Below are 19,417 nucleotides of genomic sequence, written 5' to 3'. Positions count from 1 at the left end.
CATGACCACCACCGTGCCGCCGGTGCACATCGCTGTCACCGGTATCGAAAAAGTCGTGGAAAACCTGCGCGACGTGGTGCCGCTGCTGTCGCTGCTGACCCGTTCGGCGCTGGGTATCCCGATCACCACCTACGTCAACATGATCTCCGGACCACGCAAGGATCATGAACTCGATGGCCCGCAAGAAGTGCATCTGGTCCTGCTCGACAACGGGCGCAGCCAGGCCTTCGCCGACAGCGAATTGCGTCAGACCCTGAACTGCATACGCTGCGGCGCGTGCATGAATCATTGCCCGGTCTACACCCGAATCGGTGGCCACGCCTATGGCGAGGTTTACCCCGGGCCTATCGGCAAAATCATCACCCCGCACATGGTCGGTCTGGCGAAAGTCCCGGATCACCCGAGCGCTTCCTCCTTGTGCGGCGCCTGCGGCGAAGTGTGTCCGGTAAAAATTCCTATCCCTGCTTTGTTGCGTCGCCTACGCGAAGAGAACGTCAAAGCCCCGGACAGCCCACATCAAGTGATGCGCGGCCAGGGCAGCAAGTATTCGCGCAAGGAACGCTTCATCTGGAACGCCTGGGCCAGGCTCAACAGCTCGCCAACGCTGTATCGGCTATTCGGCTTCTTCGCCACGCGCCTGCGCGCCCTCACTCCGAGCAACGTCGGCCCGTGGACGCAGAACCACAGTGCGCCGAAACCCGCCGCCCGATCACTGCATGACATGGCCCGCGAGCACCTAGCCAAACAGGGAGACCGCTGATGAGCGCCAAGCAAAATATCCTCGGCAAGCTACGTAAAAGCCTGATCGGCGCCACGCCGATAGCCGACAACTTCGATATCGAACTGGTGACCCAGCCTTACACCTACAGCGCCGAACAACGCATTCCACAACTGCGCAAATTGATGGAATCGGTACACACCGAGATTCACCTGAGCACTGGCGAAGAGTGGCCAGCGCTGCTCGCGCAATTGCTGCGTGACCGCCAGTTGCCGAGTCTGTTGATCGCACCAACAACGCCCCACGGGCGACGCCTCACACAACACTGGGCGAACAATGCCGATCTGCCGGCACTGAAATCCTACGACCGGCCGATGGAAGAATGGAAAGCCGAGTTGTTCAACGACACGCCGGCCAGCCTCACTGGTACCCTCGGCGCCATTGCCGCCACTGGCAGCCTGATTCTCTGGCCGACCCGCGAAGAACCACGGCTGATGAGCCTGGTGCCGCCAGTGCATTTCGCCCTGCTCAAGGCCAGCGAAATCCGCGACAATTTCTATCAGGTGCAGCAGGAATTCGAATGGGCGCAAGGCATGCCGACCAATGCCTTGCTGGTGTCGGGCCCGTCGAAAACCGCTGACATCGAGCAAGTGCTGGCCTACGGTGCCCACGGCCCGAAAGACCTGGTGGTTCTGATTCTGGAGGACCAATGACGTTACCGGCGAATTTCCTGCGCGATGTGCAACAACTGATTCCCTCGGATCGCCGCTTCGATGATCCGCTGTCGACATTGGCCTTCGGCACCGACGCCAGTTTCTATCGACTGATTCCGCAACTGGTGATCCGCGTCGAGTCTGAAGACGAAGTGGTGGCGCTGCTGCAACTCGCCCAGCGCGACCGTGTCCCGGTGACCTTCCGCGCCGCAGGCACCAGCCTGTCCGGGCAGGCAATCAGCGACTCCGTATTGATCGTGCTCGGGGATAACTGGAACGCTCGCGAGATACGCGGCGAAGGCACGCAAATCCGTCTGCAACCGGGAGTGATCGGCGCACAAGCCAACGCATGGCTGGCTCCGTTCGGGCGCAAGATCGGCCCGGATCCGGCGTCGATCAACGCCTGCAAAATCGGCGGAATCGTCGCCAATAACGCCAGCGGCATGTGCTGCGGCACCGCGCAAAACACTTATCACACGCTGGCCGGGATTCGTCTGGTACTGGCAGACGGCACGCGCCTTGATACGGAAGATGCCGCCAGTGTTGCGGCGTTTCACGCAAGCCATGCGGATCTACTGGAACGCTTGGCGACTTTGGGCCGCGAGACCCGCGCCAATGCCGAACTGGCTGCAAGAATTCGCCACAAGTATCGTCTGAAAAATACCACCGGCCTGTCGCTCAACGCCTTGGTGGATTTCGACGACCCTGTGGATATCTTGAGCCACTTGCTGGTGGGTTCCGAAGGCATCCTTGGCTTCATCAGTGCGGTGACTTACGACACGGTGATCGATCATCCGAACAAGGCTTCGGCGCTGATCGTATTCCCGGATGTGGAGACCTGCTGCAACGCCGTCACCGTACTGAAAAGCCAACCAGTGTCGGCGGTGGAGTTGCTGGATCGGCGGAGTCTCCGCTCGGTGCAGGACAAACCGGGCATGCCCTCTTTCGTACAACAGCTGTCGAATAATGCCTGTGCGTTACTGATCGAATCCCGCGCGGCGTCTTCCACGTTGCTACAGGAACAACTGGCGCAGATCATGACGTCGCTCAGCGGCTTCCCGGTGGAAAAACAGGTCGACTTCACCGAAGACCCGGTCGAGAACGCCCGACTCTGGGCAATCCGCAAGGACACCTTCCCCGCCGTCGGTGCCGTGCGTAAAACCGGGACCACGGTGATCATTGAGGACGTGACCTTCCCGATCGAGCAACTGGCCATCGGTGTAAACCGCTTGATCGAACTGTTCGACAAACATTCCTACGACGAAGCGATCCTTTTCGGGCACGCCCTGGAAGGCAATCTGCATTTCGTCTTCACCCAAGGCTTCAACAGCCCGGAAGAAGTCGCACGCTATCAAGCGTTCATGGACGACGTCGCGCAACTGGTGGCGGTGGAATTCGGCGGTTCGCTGAAGGCTGAACACGGCACCGGGCGCAACATGGCGCCGTTCGTGGAGCTGGAATGGGGCAGCGATGCCTATCAATTGATGTGGCAACTCAAACGCCTGCTCGACCCGAGCGGCATTCTTAACCCGGACGTAGTGCTGAGTGAAGATCCGCAGATCCACCTCAAGCACCTGAAGCCGCTGCCGGCAGCCGACGAGATTGTCGATAAATGCATCGAGTGCGGTTTTTGCGAACCGGTCTGCCCGTCGAAAGGCCTGACCCTCAGCCCACGCCAGCGCATCGTGATCTGGCGCGACATTCAGGCGAAAAAACGTTCAGGCGTCGATACCACTGAACTGGAAAAAGCCTACGAGTATCAAGGCATCGAGACCTGCGCGGCGACCGGGTTGTGCGCACAACGTTGTCCTGTAGGCATCAACACCGGAGACCTGGTGAAAAAGCTCCGTGGCCGACACGCGACGCATCAGAAAACCGCTGACTGGATTGAAGGAAATTTCGCCAAGACCCTGCAAGGGGCGCGCTTCACCCTGCACGTGGCCAACGGTGCGCGGATGTTGCTGGGTGCGCCGCGTCTGGCGAAACTTTCGGCAACACTGACTCGCCTGTCCAAAGGTCAGGTACCGCTTTGGACGAGTGCCATGCCGCAGCCGGAGAAAGCCATTCGCTTCAGCCCGAGCGTATCGGATGAGCGCCCGCGTGTGGTCTATCTGGCCGCGTGCGTATCGCGGGTCATGGGCCCGGCGGCGGGTGATAAAGAGCAGATGTCGCTGTACGACAAAACCCGTGGATTGCTGGAAAAGGCTGGTTATCAAGTGGTCTTCCCGGACAATCAGGACAACCTTTGCTGCGGCCAACCCTTCGCTTCCAAAGGCTATGCCGAACAAGCCGAACACAAACGTCAGGAGTTGATCAGCGCACTGCTGCATGCGAGTCGCGGGGGACTTGATCCGATCTATTGCGACACCAGCCCGTGCACGTTGCGACTGGTGCAGGATGTGGGAGATGTTCGCCTGGACCTGTACGACCCGGTGCGTTTCATCCGTACGCATCTTCTTGATCGATTGGACTTCACCCCACAGGAAGCGCCGATTGCCGTACACGTCACCTGCAGCACTCAGCACCTTGGCGAAAGCCAGGCGCTGATTGATCTGGCGCGCAAGTGCAGTAAAAACGTGGTGATTCCGGAGGGCATTCACTGCTGTGGTTTTGCAGGCGACAAGGGCTTTACCACTCCAGAGCTGAACAGCCACTCGCTGCGCACACTCAAGGACGCGGTGCAGCATTGCAGCGAAGGAATTTCCACCAGCCGGACGTGCGAAATCGGCCTGACACAGCATGGCGGGATCGACTATCACGGATTGGTTTACCTGGTCGATCGGGTGACTCAGGCAAAGGCCTGCTGAAGAAAAACAGAACCCTTGAGCAAGACGACAGTCCACAGAACAAGCCCCGAACACTCGGGGCTTGTCCTCTTTTCGGTGGCCCGCTTTGACGGTCAGCGAAGTCTGGATTCCTCAGTGCAAGGAGATACTCATGAAGCGTTCTGTACTGTTAGGTCTGTTCGTTACTGCCTCGATGATAGCTTCCATTTCGTTCGCCGATAGCAAGCCTTCCAGCCTGTGCGATGCGAATTTGCAGACAATCGACAACTCAAAGGCCCAGTACCAGACGTCCCCGGATCTGAATGCGCGTGTCTCGGCCAGTGTCAGCAAAGCACAGGCACTCAAGTCCCAAGGCAAAACCGACGAATGCCTTGTTGAAACCCAGCGAACCCTTCTGGACATCCAAAATGCGACCGGTGACACCAAAAAGTGACCCATGGGCCTACCAACCGTTTGGTCGGTTTCATCGGCTCAGGTTTGGTGAGCTAGCCTTTTCAAGCCAGATGTAAAAAAAAACCGAATTCCTGTGCGCAGCTATAGTCGATTGATCAAGCCCCAAACAAACGAGGCTTGTACCGACCTCGGCAGAGCCGCCCGATCGTCCGGCAGCACCGAGACCAACCGTTCTAGGAGATACCTATGAAGCATTCTGCAATTGCTGGATTGTTCATCGCTGGTGCCCTGCTGACGTCGCCGGTGTTTGCGGCAGACAAAGACCTTTGTGCCGGGAATCTTCAAATCATCAAGGACTTCGAGACCAGCCAGCCGGCCATTTCGGAAAATGCCGACGACAACGTCAAAGCTGCCCGGGAAAAAGCCGAAGCGGCTCAAAAAGCCGGGGATGAAAAGGAATGCGTTTCGATCACTTCGAACCTAATCGAGAAAATACAGGTTCGCAGCCCTACAAATAAATGACGCACCACAAGGCCAACCTTCGGGTTGGCCTCGTCCGCCGATTGGCGTACACTGCGCAGGCTTGTTGCTCACCAAGATGTACTGAGCAATGAGTTCGGGGCCGTTTAGGATTCGACGCCGGTTGCGAAACTTTAGGTGCATGCCGAGTTGGTAACAGAACTCGTAAATCCACTGTTGCAACTTCTTATAGTTGCCAATGACGAAACCTACGGGGAATACGCTCTCGCTGCGTAAGCAGCCTTAGCCTTCCCTTCTGGTACCTTCGGGTCCAGCAATCATCAGGGGATGTCTGTAAACCCAAAATGATTGTCATATAGAACAGAATCGCCGTGCAGTACGTTGTGGACGAAGCGGCTAAAACTTACACAACTCGCCCAAAGCACCCTGCCCGTCGGGTCGCTGAGGGTTAACTTAATAGACACGGCTACGCATGTAGTACCGACAGCGGAGTACTGGCGGACGGGGGTTCAAATCCCCCCGGCCCACCAACTCTCAACGACAAGGCCCGCCCAGTGCGGGCTTTGTCGCATCTGGGGTTTGGACAACTCAGTTCGCAGCGTCCCAAAAATCAAAACTCCCCCTCTCGTTTCAGCTAATCAATGCCGATGCCGATGATGAACATCGGGAAAATGCGCATGGCTGTGGCGTATCGGGGAATGCCCATGCGGATGACTGTGCGGCTCGGTGCCGTCCCACGCAAAGTCATGTTCATGCTGGTGATGCTCGTCATGTGTATGGCGATGGTCGTGCTCTAGCGGTTCATGTTGATGCTCGTGTGTATGGTTTTCCATCAGGTGAACCCACACACCGAAGGCCATCAACGCTGCCGCGAGTACGAACATCAGCGATACCGACTCGCCCAGCACCATGATCGAGATAACCGCGCCGAGAAACGGCGCCGTGGAAAAGTACGCGCCCGTGCGAGCGCTGCCCAGTCCGCGAAGGGCGAGAACGAACAGCACCAGGCTGACACCGTAGCCGAGAAATCCCACCAGCATGATTGAGACCAATGAGCCCGCAGCAGGCAGTTGCATGCCGATGACCAATGCCAGAGAGCAATTGACCACACCGGCCGCCAGACCTTTGCTGCCGGCGATAAACAGCGCGTCCGAGGCCGAGACTTTACGGGTCAGATTGTTATCGATCGCCCAACACAAACAAGCGAAAGCCACCGCCAGCGGCCCCGTCCAGTCATGGGCCGTCGCCGTCTCTTGTGGCCATGCCAGCACGACACCGCCCAGGACAATCGCGATCATGCCGAGCACGATCCGGCGATCAGCATTTTCCTTGAACACCACCCACGCCAGCACCGCCGTCAGCACCGACTCAAGATTGAGCATCAGCGAGGCTGTGGCCCCGGTCGTTCGAGTCAGACCGAACATCAGGGCGGTCGGCGCCAGTACACCGCCAAAGACAATGGCCCCGATCAGCCATGGCCACTCCTCTGCCGTTAGCCCTGAACGCTGCCACGCTCGATCGCGAACAACACGAACAACGCCCAGCCCCAGACCACTTCCCAGATAGAGCAGCCCGGCCAACAGGACGGGGTTTGTCTCCACCCCCAAAAGCTTGGCGAGTGGCGTGCTGGCGCCGAACAATGCCGCAGCCGCCAACGCGTAGAGAACATTCAAATTCATAATGGAGCCGCCCTGTCTGGCCCAATGCACATGCCCGAACATCATAGCTTTGCTTGCGTAAGAATTATGTGAACAGCCGATGCGCAACTGACTGTCGCCTCATCGCCGGGCCAATCGGATGTGTGACTCACGTCAAACACACCCTGAAATCCACCGAGATTTAAGCAACGGTGCGGTTGGACGGGGGCGCGCCTGTGGAACTATCCTTCGAGGCACCCAGGCCATTACCCCAAGGACACTCATGAATATCTGGCTCGGCGCCGCACTGGCGGCCCTCGTTTCACTGTCTGCCAACGCAGCCAACAGCGAGAACCCTCCAAGGATCCAGCCAGTCGTCTACAAAAGCGGCTATGGCAGCGTGCAATTCAAACAGTCGATCAAGGGCTATAAAACGGCCGAGTACACGCTCAACGCCAAGGCTGGGCAGATCCTGACGGTAGGTTTTAAAACCTCCAACAATTCCGCCAACTTCAACGTCACCGCCAAAGGCGCTGATTACGCCCTGTTCAACAGCTCGATCATGGGCCATCACTTCACTGGCTCGCTGCCCGCCGATAGCGAATACACGGTTCAGGTCTATCTCATGCGCAATGCGGCACGGCGCGATGAAGTGGCCAATTACGAAATTTCCCTGGTTCTCGCCAATGGCGACGCTGTGGATAACAGCCAATCCTTCGACAAGAACCTGACGTTGCAGGGCATCGACTTTCATGTGAAAGCGGATGAGGTCGACGGCAAACCCGCCTTGCGCATCGAGCCTAAAGGGCTGGAGATCGATAACTCGACGATCACCCGCCCGCTCAACGGCAACATCGTGCGCGCCGAAGTCGCCGATCTGAATAACGACGGCTCCCCCGAGATCTACGTATTCACACGCCCTCCCGGGCGCAGCATGCCGGGCGAATTGATCGCCTACTCGGCCAACAACAAAAAATCCCTCAGCGAAATCTACCTGCCACCGGTCAGCGACAACCCGAAAACAGCCGAGGGCTATCAGGGCGAGGATTCATTCTCGGTGGTGGAAAATAAGCTGGTGCAGCGCTTTCCGGTGTACGACAGCGCGGATGCCAACGCAGGGCGAACAGGGAAGATGCGACAGATTCAATACAAGTTGATACAGGGTGAAGCGGGATGGATCTTGCGCGAGGATAAAGTCTCGGAGTACTGAAAAACCTCCCGGACGTGGTTAGCCAGCGACTTTCGCTTCCTACATTCCACGTCCTAGGAAATTTCCCTCAACACGCGTCGACTTTCATGAACTGGTGAACCGATTTTCAGGGCGCTACCCTCCACGACTCGCTGCCCTCCAGCGGACGGTTTGACAGACCGCCCCCGCAGAGATTGTTCACTCCACGGAGCCACGTCATGAAAAAAATCACCCGACTTACGCTTGTTGGACCGGTACCTGCCGATGCGCAAATTTCCGGCCCGCAACAACAACCCGGCACCACCGGTTCGAACCCACGCAAACGCCGCCGCACCGTTCCCCTCAAGCAGATGCTCAGCGTGCGCGACGATGTCGACACATTGACCCTGCTCACGCATGCCAGCGATCTGCTCGAATCCCTTGTGGACATCAGTGCAAACTTTGCCGACGAATTCGATGGCTCCAAGCGCCATGTCGCTGTGGTCATGAAGCAATTGAGTGCGCTGGCCGAAATCGTGATCTGCCGGGCACGGGATCAGGTCGCTCAACAGGGATCGCCTGAGTCACCCACCCCTGAAGTTCGCCACTGACCCACGAAGTCTGTACAGGCCGGCAGCGGCATCGAAGCGGTCCATCGAGATGAATTTTTCTTCACTGCCGCTGTTCAGCCGAAGCTGTACAGTCCACTCGCTCATTCAAGAAACTACGGTTCGCCCGCGGCTCTCCCGCGGGCTTTTTTTTGTCTGGCGTTCAACGTCCCCCCGCTCTCCATCACTTGCCGAACCCTGGGTATTGCGCGAACCTGCCAGCAATCTTCTCGCCCACCGGAGCGCCCGATGCCGCTGCTGACTTTGCCTTGCCAACGCCTGACGCTGGCGATACTTGCTCCGGAGCAAGCAGAGCTGGAAAGTGATTTCTACCAACGCAACCAACGTCACCTCGCACCGTGGTCGCCAATCCGCACCACCGACTACTTTTCCACGGCACAGATTCGCCGCCGCCTCGACATCCAGGCCAGCGCCTTTGAAGCCGGGCTGGCCATGCATTTCGCCCTGCTGACGCCGGACGGCCAGCAGATGATCGGCGCGTGTAACTTCAGCGGCATCATTCGCGGGGCGTTTCAGGCGTGTTATCTGGGCTATCACATTGATGAAGGGCATCAGGGCCAAGGCTTGATGCAGGAAGGCCTGGAGGCTGGCATCGGCTACATGTTCGATACCCAGAACCTGCACCGGATCATGGCCAATTACGTTCCCGGCAACGAGCGCAGCGCGCGATTGCTGGAGCGACTGGGCTTCGAACAGGAAGGCTATGCCAAGGCGTATCTGAACATCGCCGGGCGCTGGCAGGATCATGTGCTGACGGCGCTGGTCAATCCGGCATTCGAAGCGCCAGATCAGCGTTGGTCGCGCCGTCTGGGGTGATGTTCACAATTTGTTCAGCAATGGCGATTTATGCTCAGGCCTCCCGCCCCTTCCGGTTGCCTGAAACCCATGTCGCGTGCCGCCACTTCGCTGTTTCTACTTGCTGCCCTGCTGTTTTTCTTCGCGCTGGGCAACCATCAATTGCAAGGCTCCACCGAAGCCCGCGTCGCCGGGATCGCCATGGAGATGCATCTGGACAATGACTGGGTGACGCCCCGTCTGTTCGGTGAGCCATTTCTAGAGAAACCGCCGCTGAGTTTGTGGCTGGATGCCGGCGCGATGCGCGTGTTCGGCGTTTCGCCGTGGGCGGTGCGGCTGGCGTCGGCGGTGGCCGGGTTGCTCAGCGTAATGTTGCTTTACGGCATGCTGCGCCGCTTTGAACGGCCGAAAGCCATCGCGTGGACGGCCGGGATTCTGCTGGCGACGATGGCCAGTTACTGGAGCAACGTGCGTGGGGTTGGCGAGGACGCGCTGCTGGCGCTCGGCGTGACGGCAGCGCTGCTGGCGTTTTTCCAGGCGCAACGCGCATCAACTGCGGGCAATTCGCTGCTGTTTGTCGTCGGGATTGCCATCGCCACCTTGAGCAAAGGTGTGCTGGGACTGGCCATGCCGGGGGTGGTGATTTTTGCTTATCTGCTGGCCGATAACCTGATCGACAGACGTCTGAAGATCGGCGACTGGCTGCGCCCGGGATTGCTCACCTTGGCAGGGCTGATTCCACTGCTGATCTGGCTCGTCGTTCTTTATCAACACGGCGGTGTGCAAGCGGTAAAAGAAGTGTTGCTGACCAACAGCGTCGGTCGCTTCAGCGGATCGTTCGTCGAGGCCGGGCACTACGAGCCTTTCTATTACTACCTGGCCAAACTGCCCGAAGCGTTCCTGCCGTGGAACGTTCTGGTGTACCTGGGGCTGTGGCATTTCCGTAAACAGTTGAAGACCAATCGTTACCTGCTGTTTTTCAGCCTGTGGATAATTGCGCAATTCATCATGCTCACCCTGGCCTCAAGCAAGCGCACGGTGTACCTGATGTCGATGACACCAGCGGCTGCGGTGATTGCTGCGGAGTATGCGGGCGTGTTGTTCGAGCGATTGAAAGAGTACGAAAGCACCAAACGATTTATCGGAAGAATCGCGCGTCATCGTCAGGCACTGGGCGCCGGTGTACTGACCCTTGTGATCGCCAGTTATCTCGCCGCCGCGCATTGGGCGCTGCCCCATGCCGATAAAAAACTGTCGTTCCTGCCGCTGACCGAACACATTCAGAAGCTGCAAGCCGAAGGGCATCAGGTCGCATTGTTTCAAGCCAATGAACGGGTCGGCGGCGCCAGCGTTTTCTACACCCAACAGGTGCTAAGGGGCTTGGACACCGACGCGCAACTGAGGGAATTCCTCGCGGCCGCGCCTGCGAACGTAGTGGTGATGGCCGGTGACAGCATTCCCGCCGCACCGCTCAAAGTGCTCAAGACCCTGATGGTCGGGCGCCAGGCGTATTACTTCGTCAGCGACTGAAGCCCATCAGATAGCGGCTTGGCGGCGTAATCAGGCGGCTGAGGCTTGTGCAACACCGGTAACTGCAACCGTGCCCGCCCATAAAACGCCAGCGCCGTCAGCAAACATGCCAGCCACACAAAGATTCCGGCCCAGAACGTGTGGGACATGTAGTGCCACCCCTGCAGAACCCGCGTCGTGCCGTAGACGAAACCAAGCAACAACGAGCCCCACAACAGCGCACTGGAAAAACGCCACTGGTAACGGCGCCCCACGAAATACAACGCCAGCATGGTGAAACCGCCGGATGCATGTCCGCCCGGCCAGCAGCGGCCACTACCCGCTTCGTGGAACAGCTGGAAATTGCTGTACCACTCGATGTGGGCCATTTTGCCGCCATACAACGTTGTCTCGATCGGGCAGTAAACGCTGGTGTGGGATTTGAGGAAATGGATCACCCCGGTACACACCGCGAAAGCAACGACAACAAACAGAAAATCCCTACGATGATCAGCGGCAAATCGCAGCACTGGCGCGACTTTACTGCGTTCCAGAAACGCGCCGAGTCGCGGACGTTTCTGTGGATTGACCAACGGCCAGACCACCGACAGCATCGCGCCGATGAGGGCAATTTCGGCAGTCCAGTTCGGAATGATCCGCGCCCACTTGTGGGTGAGCTTTTCAAAGAAGTGAATCTTGTCGAGCGGGAAGCTCTGGGTCAGCGGATCGAATAGCAGATTGCTGAAGGCGATATCGATCTTGGTCATGTCGAACATCAGGAACACCAGCGCCGCGCAGACCAGCGGGATACCGAAGTTGTAAGCGTAAAAACGTGATTTCATCGGATGGTCACCGTGCGCCAGTCGGAGGCTTCAATAAAGCCGATCATTTTTGGAGCCGCCGGGCTGGCAGCGGAAACAAACAGTGAAGCGCCATAACCTAGATTGGATGTCGGTACTTTCAGGTCTTTTTCCAGTTGTGCCATGCATTCACTGTGGGTCACCAGAATCAGGTTGCGACCGGGGATCTTGTGGGCGAGTGCGTCCTGCAACATGCGGCCCTTGCAGTTGATCAGCCAGTCTTCGCCGCTGGCGGCATGGTTGAACATGTAACCGGCGGTCTGCACGGTACGCATTACCGGGCTGTTATAGATGTCAGCGTTGTTCAGGCCCAAATGCTCGAACTGCGCGCCAACGGCTACCGCGACACTGCGCGAGCGGTCGGTGATGCCGTCATGGCCGCTCAAGCACGCAGCCTTGGAGTGATCGCAACGCTCGACATGGCGCACCAGCACGATCATGTCACCCTTGGCCCACCCTGCCGCCAACGCCTGCGCACCGGCGACATTGCCGTGGGCCAGATCCGGTACCGCCGCCGGAGCCAGCAGCCATAAGGTCAGCGGCAGCACCAGTATCGATGCTGCGAGCACCACCCAGGTGCTGCGAAAGCGCGCAAAACCACTCAGGTCAACCGAGCGCTTGACGCCGAACAGACTCAGTCTCAATTCCACAGAAAAGCCGCCATCACTTGTCATTCGATGCGGCGAAGCTACCGATGTCCGCGTAGGCAGCCGGTGAAACCCTTGTGAAAAAAATCTTGGGATGAGCTTGTTACAAATTCTGTCGGACAAAATCCTTTCAGCTCTCGGGTTTGCGGCCGATACAAACCTGCTAACACCCTTGCTGGCTCAAAAAAACAACAATCTTCCAGCCTGACCGACGATCAAGAAGCACAACGTTCCTGGAGGAATTGTGATGAATAGCTGGTTCGGCAACATCAGCGTGAACATGAAATTGGGGCTGGGCTTCGGCCTTGTCCTGGCACTGACCTGCGTCCTGGCCCTGACCGGCTGGACGAGCCTGGGCGGCCTGATTGACCGCAGCAACTGGATGAGCGACATCACCCAGTTGAACTCTGGCCTGACCAAACTGCGCGTGGTGCGCCTGCAATACATGCTGACCAACGGCGACGAAACCGCCGCGCAGAATGTGCAGACCACCCTTGAAAGCTTCGCCGCACAGCAGCAGGCGCTGATCAGCAAATTCAAGAGCCCGGAAAACGTCAAACTGCTCAAGGCGCAGGCGGCGACCATCGCCGAGTACCAGACGTCCCTGAACAAAATGCGCAACGCCTACCGCACCGGTAACAGCGCCCGCGACGTCATGGGTACCAACGCCGACGCCGCTTACAACCTGATCGAGTCGATCAGCAAGCGCGTCCAGCAGATGGACTTGAGCGAGCAGCGTTTCGAACAGTTCCAGGCCATCACCGCCGCCAAGGAAGCATTCATCCTCGCGCGCTATGAAGTGCGCGGCTACACCGCCAGCACCAATGCCGAAACCGAGCAGAAAGCCATCGGCCAGATCGACGTGGCAATCGCCAGCCTCAAGCAACTGAACGTGCGCTTCGCCGATACCCAGCAAGACGCTCTGCGTCAGTTGGAAACGGCATTGACCAACTATCGCAGCGCATTGATGGCGTACAAAAACGCCAACAGCGAAGCCGTGCAGGCACGTAAGGAAATGACCGATCAGGGCACCACCATCGTGAGCCTGAGCGAGCAGCTGTACCAGATCCAGCTTGACCGTCGTGACATCGAAAGCGCCCAGGCGCGCACCTTCCAGTTGATCAGCACCCTGCTGGCCCTGCTGGTCGGTGTGATTGCCGCCGTGATCATCACCCGTCAGATCACCCGTCCGCTGCAAGAAACCCTGGCCGTGGTCGAGCGCATCGCCAGCGGTGACCTGACCCAGAATGTCACCGTGACCCGCCGCGACGAACTCGGCGTGCTGCAACAAGGCATCGCCCGCATGGGCGTGACCCTGCGCGACCTGATCAGCGGCATCCGCGACGGCGTCACCCAGATCGCCAGCGCGGCTGAAGAACTGTCGGCCGTGACCGAACAGACCAGTGCCGGCGTGAACAGCCAGAAGGTCGAGACCGATCAGGTCGCCACCGCCATGCACGAGATGACCGCCACCGTGCAGGAAGTCGCGCGCAACGCCGAAGAAGCCTCGCAAGCCGCAGCGGCAGCTGACGGCGAAGCCCGTGAAGGCGACAAGGTTGTGAATGAAGCCATTGCCCAGATCGAGCGTCTGGCCAGCGAAGTGGCGCGTTCCACCGAAGCCATGAGCGTGCTGCAACAGGAAAGCGACAAGATCGGCAGCGTCATGGACGTGATCAAGGCTGTTGCTGAACAGACCAACCTGCTCGCGCTCAACGCGGCCATTGAAGCGGCGCGTGCCGGTGAAGCCGGGCGTGGTTTTGCCGTGGTCGCCGACGAAGTCCGTGGCCTGGCCCAGCGTACCCAGAAATCCACCGAAGAAATCGAAGGCCTGGTCGCCGGTCTGCAAAACGGCACCCAGCAAGTCTCGGCCGTGATGAACAACAGCCGCGCCCTGACCGACAGCAGCGTCGCCCTGACCCGCAAGGCCGGCGTCTCCCTGGAAAACATCACTCGCACGGTGTCGAACATCCAGTCGATGAACCAGCAGATCGCCGCCGCTGCCGAACAGCAAAGCGCCGTGGCCGAAGAGATCAGCCGCAGCATCATCAACGTGCGCGACGTGTCTGAACAAACCGCCGCCGCCAGCGATGAAACCGCAGCGTCCAGTGTTGAACTGGCGCGGTTGGGTGGTCAGTTGCAGCAGATGGTGAGCCACTTCCGCGTCTGACTTGGCCGGCAACTGAAAAGCCCGCTACCAAACCCATTGGGTGTGATAGCGGGCTTTTTTGTGAGCGCTATTGAACAGCAACAGAAGCCGTCAGCTAGCCCACGGATCGATGACTTCAACACCGCTGAACGCAAAATCCTTCACATTACGAGTGGCAATCGATGCGCCATGCGCTCGGCAGATGGCGGCTATTTGCGCATCAGCCATCGACACCGCGCGGCCCTTAGCTTCGCAATCAGCAACCAGTGTCGCGTATTCGACGGCGGCGTGAGCATCGAACGGCAAAATGCGCCCGGCGAAGTCCTCTTCGAACATGGCCATGGCATGCGCCTCAAGTTTTTGTTTGCGCTTGCCAGAAGGCAGGCGTGCGATGCCGTGGAGGATTTCTGCCACGGTGACGGCGCTGATTGCCAGATCCATCGCTGGCTGCGCATCCACCCAATCAAGCACCCGAGCTGCAGGCTCGGCTCGCATAAACTCTGAAAGAACGTTGGTATCGAGCACTATCATTCAGAAAAATCCACCCCGGTGGCTTTCTCTGAACGCTTTGGTAGTTCCAGCTCCACTGCGTCCACATCGCTGAATCTGTTGCGTATCCGGCTGCCAAGTCCACCGGCGCGATCAACAGTCGCCAACGCTCTGCCCAGAATCAGGCGAGCCTCTTCTTCCATGGAGTGCCCGTTATGAGCAGCGGTGATGCGCAACTGCTCCTTGAGCTTCTCGTCGAGGTTTCGAATCGTGATGCTGGCCATGACGCCCCCTGCAATCAATGAAATCATTGATTGCAGGCTAGCACATCCCATCATGCTCAAATCCGGCAATCTTCCCGGCGGCGCATAGCAGCCTCACCGGATTCCACGCCGGGAATTTACTTCAGCCATGGTTTGCAACTACCTTTCAAGGCACTCATCCGCTCACGCGCGCCTTGATCCAGGAATGACGATCATGCAATCGCTCGGCTTCACCTCTGTTCCGCCGCTGCTCAAATACCTGCGCCACGCCGAGCATTTGGGCATGGCCATTGAGCCGGCGTTAGCGGCGGCCGGGTTGCAGCCGCAGCAGTTGAGCGACAACACCCTGCGCTTGCCGGGTGAGGCCCATGAAAAGTTGCTCGATTATTTCTGCGCACACTCGGGTGATCCGTTGTTCGGGCTTAACGCGGCGAAATTTGTGTTGCCCAATTCCTGGAGCGTGTTGGGTTACATCACCATGAACTGCGCGACGCTGGGCGATGCCATGAGCCGGATCATGCCGTTCGAAAAACTGGTGGGCGACATGGGCGTGAGTCGCGCCGAGGTGCAGGACGGCCATGTGCATCTGATCTGGAGCTGCCGCTATCAGCGCCCGCGGATTCGCCGGCATCTGGTGGAAAACGTGCTCGGTTCGTGGTTGCACTATGCGCGCTGGATTGCTGATACGCAGGTGTCGCCTGCCGCTGTCTGGCTGGAACATTCGCGCCCGGCCGAGACGACGTTGGCGCAGTACGAAGCGTTTTTCGGTTGTCCGGTTTTGTTCGATCAGCCTTATTCGGCGCTGATTGTGCCGATGGCGTATCTGCAATTGCCGTTGCGCCAGGCCGATGCGCAATTGCTGCGCACGCTGGAGGAGCATGCGATGGGGTTGATGGCGACGCTGGAGGACGCGTCGCTTGCGCAGCGAGTGAAAAACATCCTGCGTCAGTTGCTCAAGGAGGGTTTGCCGCGCAAGGAGCAAGTGGCCGGGCAGCTCAAAGTGTCAGTGCGTACGTTGCAGCGTCAATTGCAGCAGGCGGGGACGTCGTATCAGCAGATTCTTGACGATCTGCGTCAGGAACTGGCTGAGCATTACTTGCTCAACAGCAATCTGCCCATCCAGGACATTGCGCAGTATCTGGGGTTTACCGAACCGCGCTCGTTTCATCGCACGTTCAAGAGTCGGCGCGGGATGCCGCCCGGCGAGTTTCGGCAGATGCATCGAGGGTGACTGTTCGGGCCTCTTCGCCGCCCGAATTCCGACAGGCAAATCCTCAATCTCTGTAGCGCAATAAACCCATTCCACCCTAGCCGTTTAAAGACACTCAGTGTTACGCCCGAAAGCCTACAAATCCTTGCGCCGCTGCCTACGCCTACGCCAGAATCCGCCGGCTTGTGCGCCCCGTAGCCCATCGGTAACTTGAGTCCGTCACTGATTTCCAGTGATCGGGTTTAGTAGCCCGAGGTAATTCGCTTGGTCGTACATTCATCACAGGTGCTTGCGTACCTGAGTTTTATGGTGGCTGTACGTAGGGCGCTTCGGCGCGCCGGCTTAAGCTGAGTTCCCCGGTCTACTAACCTGCGTACAGCTGCCACCCCTTCGTTTAGTAGCAAAGGGTTGGGGCTCAATGAAGGGAACACAGCTTATGTTCAAACCAACGCCTAACCCGCCGGTCACCGACCCGGGCTCTCCTTACGAATCGCCCGATTCAAAGAAATTCCACGACGCCGCCGAACGTGCCCTCGACCACTATCTCGGCCCACCGACCGCCGCCATCATGGCTGCGCCCTACAAACCCAACGCCCTGTACATGGCACACCCCGAGGCCAACACCGAATCCCTGATCGCGGACGCCAGTGAAACCCTCGGCTCGGCCATCGTTTTGCTGCACAACCATGTGGCAATGGTTGAAGGCACGCACCGCAAGACCCTGCAAGGCATCGCTCAGGTGGTGATGCTGGCCGAGTTGGCGGTCAATCGAGTGCTGGATAAGTTAGTGCCGACCGAGTAACGAAAAAACCCGCTGTCAGGCAGAACGGGTTTGGCAGCGGCCCTCACCCCAGCCCTCTCCCGGAGGGAGAGGGGGCCGACCGAGGTGTCTTGCGCTGTACATCGACCTGAACGCCCCGGTCGATTATGGATTCGGTCAATCACTTTCAGGTCGGCGTACTTCTCAAGCATCCCCCAATCAGTCCCCTCTCCCTCCGGGAGAGGGCTAGGGTGAGGGGTTTTTCCAGCTCAGACGCTGATCGCATTGGTAAACACCAACCGATTGCCAAACGGATCAGCAATGGTCATGTCCTGGCTGCCCCATGGCATCGCCTGAATCTGCGGGTGCGAGAACTTGTAGTCCTTGGCCACCAATTGCTGCTGAAACGCCTCCAGCTCATCGGTCTCAATCCGCAATGCCGACCCCGGCGTCGCATCACCATGGTGCTCGGACAAGTGCAGCACACACTCACCCCGCGACACCTGCAGATACAACGGGTAGTTCGCTTCGAAACGATGCTGCCAGTCGATCTTGAACCCGAGGAAGTCGACGTAGAATTCTACGGCTTTGGCTTCATCGAAAATCCGCAGGATCGGGGTGGTTTTGCCGAAGCTCATGGGGTGCTCCCTGACTGATTGGCCCAAGAGTGTAGCTGGGCGGATGTCAGCAATTCGGCTTGTTGATGGCTTTCTTTAATCGCAATGTGCCACCACTGTGACGCACTGCGCGAAACGTTAACAAAAGCCATCACGCAAATCGCCCTGCCGCGCAAGAAAACGCCCTTCCCTTCGACCGCTTGCCTGACCATCGCGGTAACTCAAAACGCCGTTGACCCAAACGCCGTCGATGCCTTGGGCGGCGCGTTGCGGGTCATTGAAATCCGCCACATCACGCACGGTCGCCGGATCAAACAACACCAGATCGGCCCAGTGTCCTTCACGAATCTCACCCCTTTCCTTCAGCCCGAATCGCGCGGCCGACAGACCGGTCATCTTGTGCACGGCAGTGTGCAGCGGAAACAGCCCGACGTCGCGACTGAAATGTCCGAGCACCCGTGGGAAAGCGCCCCACAAACGTGGATGCGGGAACGGGTCTTCCGGTAGTCCGTCAGAGCCGACCATCGACAACGGATGCGCGAGGATTCTTCTTACATCGGCCTCGTCCATGCCGTAATACACCGCACCCGCCGGTTGCAGGCGTTTGGCGGCGTCGAGCAGCGGCAGGTTCCATTCGGCGGCGATGTCGATCAGGTCGCGGCCGCTGACTTCCGGATGCGGCGTCGACCAGGTGATGGTGATGCGGTGGGCGTCGGTGACTTGCTTCAGATCCAGCGTCGATGAACTCGCTGCATACGGATAGCAGTCGCAGCCGACCGGATGGGTTTTCGCCGCTTCTTCAAGGGATGCCAATAGCTGCGGACTGCGCCCCCAGTTACCGACTCCGGCACACTTGAGGTGGGAAATGATCACCGGTGACTGTGCGTGTTTTCCGATGCGAAACGCCTCGTCCATTGCCTCCAGCACTGGTGCAAATTCGCTGCGTAGATGGGTGGTGTAAACGGCGCCGAATGCCGTGAGCTCTTCGGTCAGTTGCATGACTTCATCGGTGGAAGCGTTGTAGGCGCTGGCGTAGGCCAGGCCTGTGGATAACCCAAGCGCACCGGCCTCAAGGCTTTCGCGTAACTGCTCGCGCATGGCGCTGATTTCTTCCGCCGTTGCGGTGCGAAACAAATCGTCGAGGTGATTGCTGCGCAGTGCCGTGTGCCCAATCAACGCGGCCACGTTCAACGTGGTATTGGCCGCTTCGACCGCCGCGCGGTAATCGCTGAAGCGTGGATAAACGAACGCTGCGGCAGTGCCGAGCAGGTTCATCGGGTCCGGCGGATTGCCTTTCAAACTGACCGGTGAGGCGCTGATTCCGCAGTTGCCGACAATCACAGTGGTCACGCCTTGGCTGAGCTTGGGCAGCATCTCGGGTTGGCGGATGACCACGGTGTCGTCATGGGTGTGTACGTCGATAAAACCCGGCGCCAGCACGCGGCCGGCGGCGTCGATTTGTTCGCTGGCGGTGGCGTCGTGCAAGTCGCCGATTCGCTCGATGCGACCATTGAGAATCGCCACGTCGGCGCGGTAACCGGGCGTGTTGCTGCCGTCGATGATCAGGGCATTGCGAATCAGCGTGTCGTATTGCATG

The 19,417-nt window shown here is 58.7% G+C and carries 19 protein-coding genes, 1 other RNA gene and 1 pseudogene; 14 read left to right on the top strand and 7 right to left on the bottom strand.

Annotated elements, in window-relative coordinates; all coding sequences use genetic code 11:
• The 6 genes from ACIOVB_RS19605 to ssrA form a co-directional block, all read left to right on the top strand.
• Window positions 1-760: lactate utilisation protein LutB domain-containing protein (locus ACIOVB_RS19605; protein WP_401270510.1), on the top strand; the 760-nt coding region annotated here is incomplete at its 5' end.
• Window positions 760-1,431, top strand: a complete 672-nt coding sequence (locus tag ACIOVB_RS19600; RefSeq protein WP_401270508.1) for a lactate utilization protein C — start codon at window positions 760-762, stop codon at window positions 1,429-1,431. The genes ACIOVB_RS19605 and ACIOVB_RS19600, both read left to right, overlap by 1 nt.
• The gene (locus ACIOVB_RS19595) at window positions 1,428-4,238 is read left to right on the top strand and encodes an FAD-binding and (Fe-S)-binding domain-containing protein (protein ID WP_401270506.1); all 2,811 of its coding nucleotides are present in this window, start codon (window positions 1,428-1,430) and stop codon (window positions 4,236-4,238) included. The genes ACIOVB_RS19600 and ACIOVB_RS19595 overlap by 4 nt, the downstream gene beginning before the upstream one ends.
• 130 nt (window positions 4,239-4,368) lie before the next feature.
• The gene (locus ACIOVB_RS19590) at window positions 4,369-4,650 is read left to right on the top strand and encodes a hypothetical protein (protein WP_401270503.1); all 282 of its coding nucleotides are present in this window, start codon (window positions 4,369-4,371) and stop codon (window positions 4,648-4,650) included.
• Window positions 4,651-4,856: 206 nt separating this feature from the next.
• Complete coding sequence (locus ACIOVB_RS19585; protein WP_401270500.1) at window positions 4,857-5,132, top strand: hypothetical protein; 276 nt, start codon at window positions 4,857-4,859, stop codon at window positions 5,130-5,132.
• A gap of 96 nt (window positions 5,133-5,228) precedes the next feature.
• Window positions 5,229-5,620: a transfer-messenger RNA gene (gene ssrA, locus ACIOVB_RS19580) on the top strand.
• Between the two features lie 108 nt (window positions 5,621-5,728).
• Here the strand turns inward: ssrA and ACIOVB_RS19575 are convergent.
• Window positions 5,729-6,769, bottom strand: coding sequence for a DMT family transporter (locus tag ACIOVB_RS19575; protein WP_401270497.1), 1,041 nt, complete (start codon window positions 6,767-6,769; stop codon window positions 5,729-5,731).
• Window positions 6,770-7,010: 241 nt separating this feature from the next.
• Here ACIOVB_RS19575 and ACIOVB_RS19570 point away from each other — a divergent pair, with 241 nt between their 5' ends.
• The 4 genes from ACIOVB_RS19570 to ACIOVB_RS19555 all read left to right on the top strand — a co-directional run bounded on the left by ACIOVB_RS19570 (window position 7,011) and on the right by ACIOVB_RS19555 (window position 10,849).
• The gene (locus ACIOVB_RS19570; protein WP_187676634.1) at window positions 7,011-7,937 is read left to right on the top strand and encodes a hypothetical protein; all 927 of its coding nucleotides are present in this window, start codon (window positions 7,011-7,013) and stop codon (window positions 7,935-7,937) included.
• Window positions 7,938-8,134: 197 nt separating this feature from the next.
• The gene (locus ACIOVB_RS19565; protein ID WP_401270494.1) at window positions 8,135-8,506 is read left to right on the top strand and encodes a DUF6124 family protein; all 372 of its coding nucleotides are present in this window, start codon (window positions 8,135-8,137) and stop codon (window positions 8,504-8,506) included.
• Between the two features lie 246 nt (window positions 8,507-8,752).
• A complete protein-coding gene (rimJ, locus tag ACIOVB_RS19560; protein WP_401270491.1) occupies window positions 8,753-9,340 on the top strand; it encodes a ribosomal protein S5-alanine N-acetyltransferase in 588 nt (195 codons plus the stop codon).
• A 69-nt stretch (window positions 9,341-9,409) separates the two neighbouring features.
• On the top strand, window positions 9,410-10,849 hold the full coding sequence (locus ACIOVB_RS19555) for an ArnT family glycosyltransferase (protein ID WP_401270489.1): 1,440 nt from the start codon (window positions 9,410-9,412) through the stop codon (window positions 10,847-10,849).
• Here the strand turns inward: ACIOVB_RS19555 and ACIOVB_RS19550 are convergent.
• The gene (locus ACIOVB_RS19550; protein ID WP_401270486.1) at window positions 10,831-11,670 is read right to left on the bottom strand and encodes a phosphatase PAP2 family protein; all 840 of its coding nucleotides are present in this window, start codon (window positions 11,668-11,670) and stop codon (window positions 10,831-10,833) included. The genes ACIOVB_RS19555 and ACIOVB_RS19550 overlap by 19 nt on opposite strands.
• On the bottom strand, window positions 11,667-12,338 hold the full coding sequence (locus ACIOVB_RS19545) for a histidine phosphatase family protein (RefSeq protein WP_401270484.1): 672 nt from the start codon (window positions 12,336-12,338) through the stop codon (window positions 11,667-11,669). The genes ACIOVB_RS19550 and ACIOVB_RS19545 overlap by 4 nt, the downstream gene beginning before the upstream one ends.
• A 244-nt stretch (window positions 12,339-12,582) precedes the next feature.
• On the opposite strand from ACIOVB_RS19545, the pseudogene ACIOVB_RS19540 reads away from it, so the two are divergent.
• Both ACIOVB_RS19540 and ACIOVB_RS19535 read left to right on the top strand, forming a co-directional pair.
• Window positions 12,583-13,644: pseudogene (locus tag ACIOVB_RS19540) on the top strand (methyl-accepting chemotaxis protein); the annotation flags it as partial.
• Entirely contained in the window at window positions 13,639-14,502 is an 864-nt protein-coding gene (locus tag ACIOVB_RS19535) for a methyl-accepting chemotaxis protein (RefSeq protein ID WP_401270513.1), read from the top strand. The pseudogene ACIOVB_RS19540 and the gene ACIOVB_RS19535, both read left to right, overlap by 6 nt.
• A gap of 90 nt (window positions 14,503-14,592) precedes the next feature.
• Here ACIOVB_RS19535 and ACIOVB_RS19530 read toward each other — a convergent pair whose 3' ends face one another.
• On the bottom strand, window positions 14,593-15,012 hold the full coding sequence (locus tag ACIOVB_RS19530) for a type II toxin-antitoxin system VapC family toxin (protein WP_401270481.1): 420 nt from the start codon (window positions 15,010-15,012) through the stop codon (window positions 14,593-14,595).
• Window positions 15,009-15,254, bottom strand: coding sequence for a FitA-like ribbon-helix-helix domain-containing protein (locus ACIOVB_RS19525; RefSeq protein ID WP_401270478.1), 246 nt, complete (start codon window positions 15,252-15,254; stop codon window positions 15,009-15,011). Before ACIOVB_RS19525 ends, ACIOVB_RS19530 begins: the two co-directional genes overlap by 4 nt.
• A gap of 193 nt (window positions 15,255-15,447) precedes the next feature.
• Between ACIOVB_RS19525 and ACIOVB_RS19520 the strand changes: the two genes are divergently transcribed.
• Window positions 15,448-16,464, top strand: a complete 1,017-nt coding sequence (locus ACIOVB_RS19520) for an AraC family transcriptional regulator (protein WP_401270475.1) — start codon at window positions 15,448-15,450, stop codon at window positions 16,462-16,464.
• Between the two features lie 415 nt (window positions 16,465-16,879).
• The gene (locus ACIOVB_RS19515) at window positions 16,880-17,245 is read left to right on the top strand and encodes a DUF6124 family protein (RefSeq protein WP_187676624.1); all 366 of its coding nucleotides are present in this window, start codon (window positions 16,880-16,882) and stop codon (window positions 17,243-17,245) included.
• A gap of 227 nt (window positions 17,246-17,472) precedes the next feature.
• On the opposite strand, the gene ACIOVB_RS19510 is transcribed toward ACIOVB_RS19515, so the two are convergent.
• Together ACIOVB_RS19510 and ACIOVB_RS19505 are read right to left on the bottom strand one after the other, a co-directional pair.
• Window positions 17,473-17,841, bottom strand: a complete 369-nt coding sequence (locus ACIOVB_RS19510) for a glyoxalase superfamily protein (RefSeq protein WP_187676623.1) — start codon at window positions 17,839-17,841, stop codon at window positions 17,473-17,475.
• 117 nt (window positions 17,842-17,958) lie between these two features.
• Entirely contained in the window at window positions 17,959-19,416 is a 1,458-nt protein-coding gene (locus tag ACIOVB_RS19505) for an amidohydrolase family protein (protein ID WP_401270470.1), read from the bottom strand.
• Between the last annotated feature and the right edge of the window lies 1 nt (window position 19,417).

This window comes from Pseudomonas sp. NPDC087639 (assembly GCF_044743385.1).
In the GTDB taxonomy this organism is placed as follows: domain Bacteria; phylum Pseudomonadota; class Gammaproteobacteria; order Pseudomonadales; family Pseudomonadaceae; genus Aquipseudomonas.
Note: the sequence above shows the minus strand (reverse complement) of the source record. Positions and strands in the feature narration are given on the sequence as shown.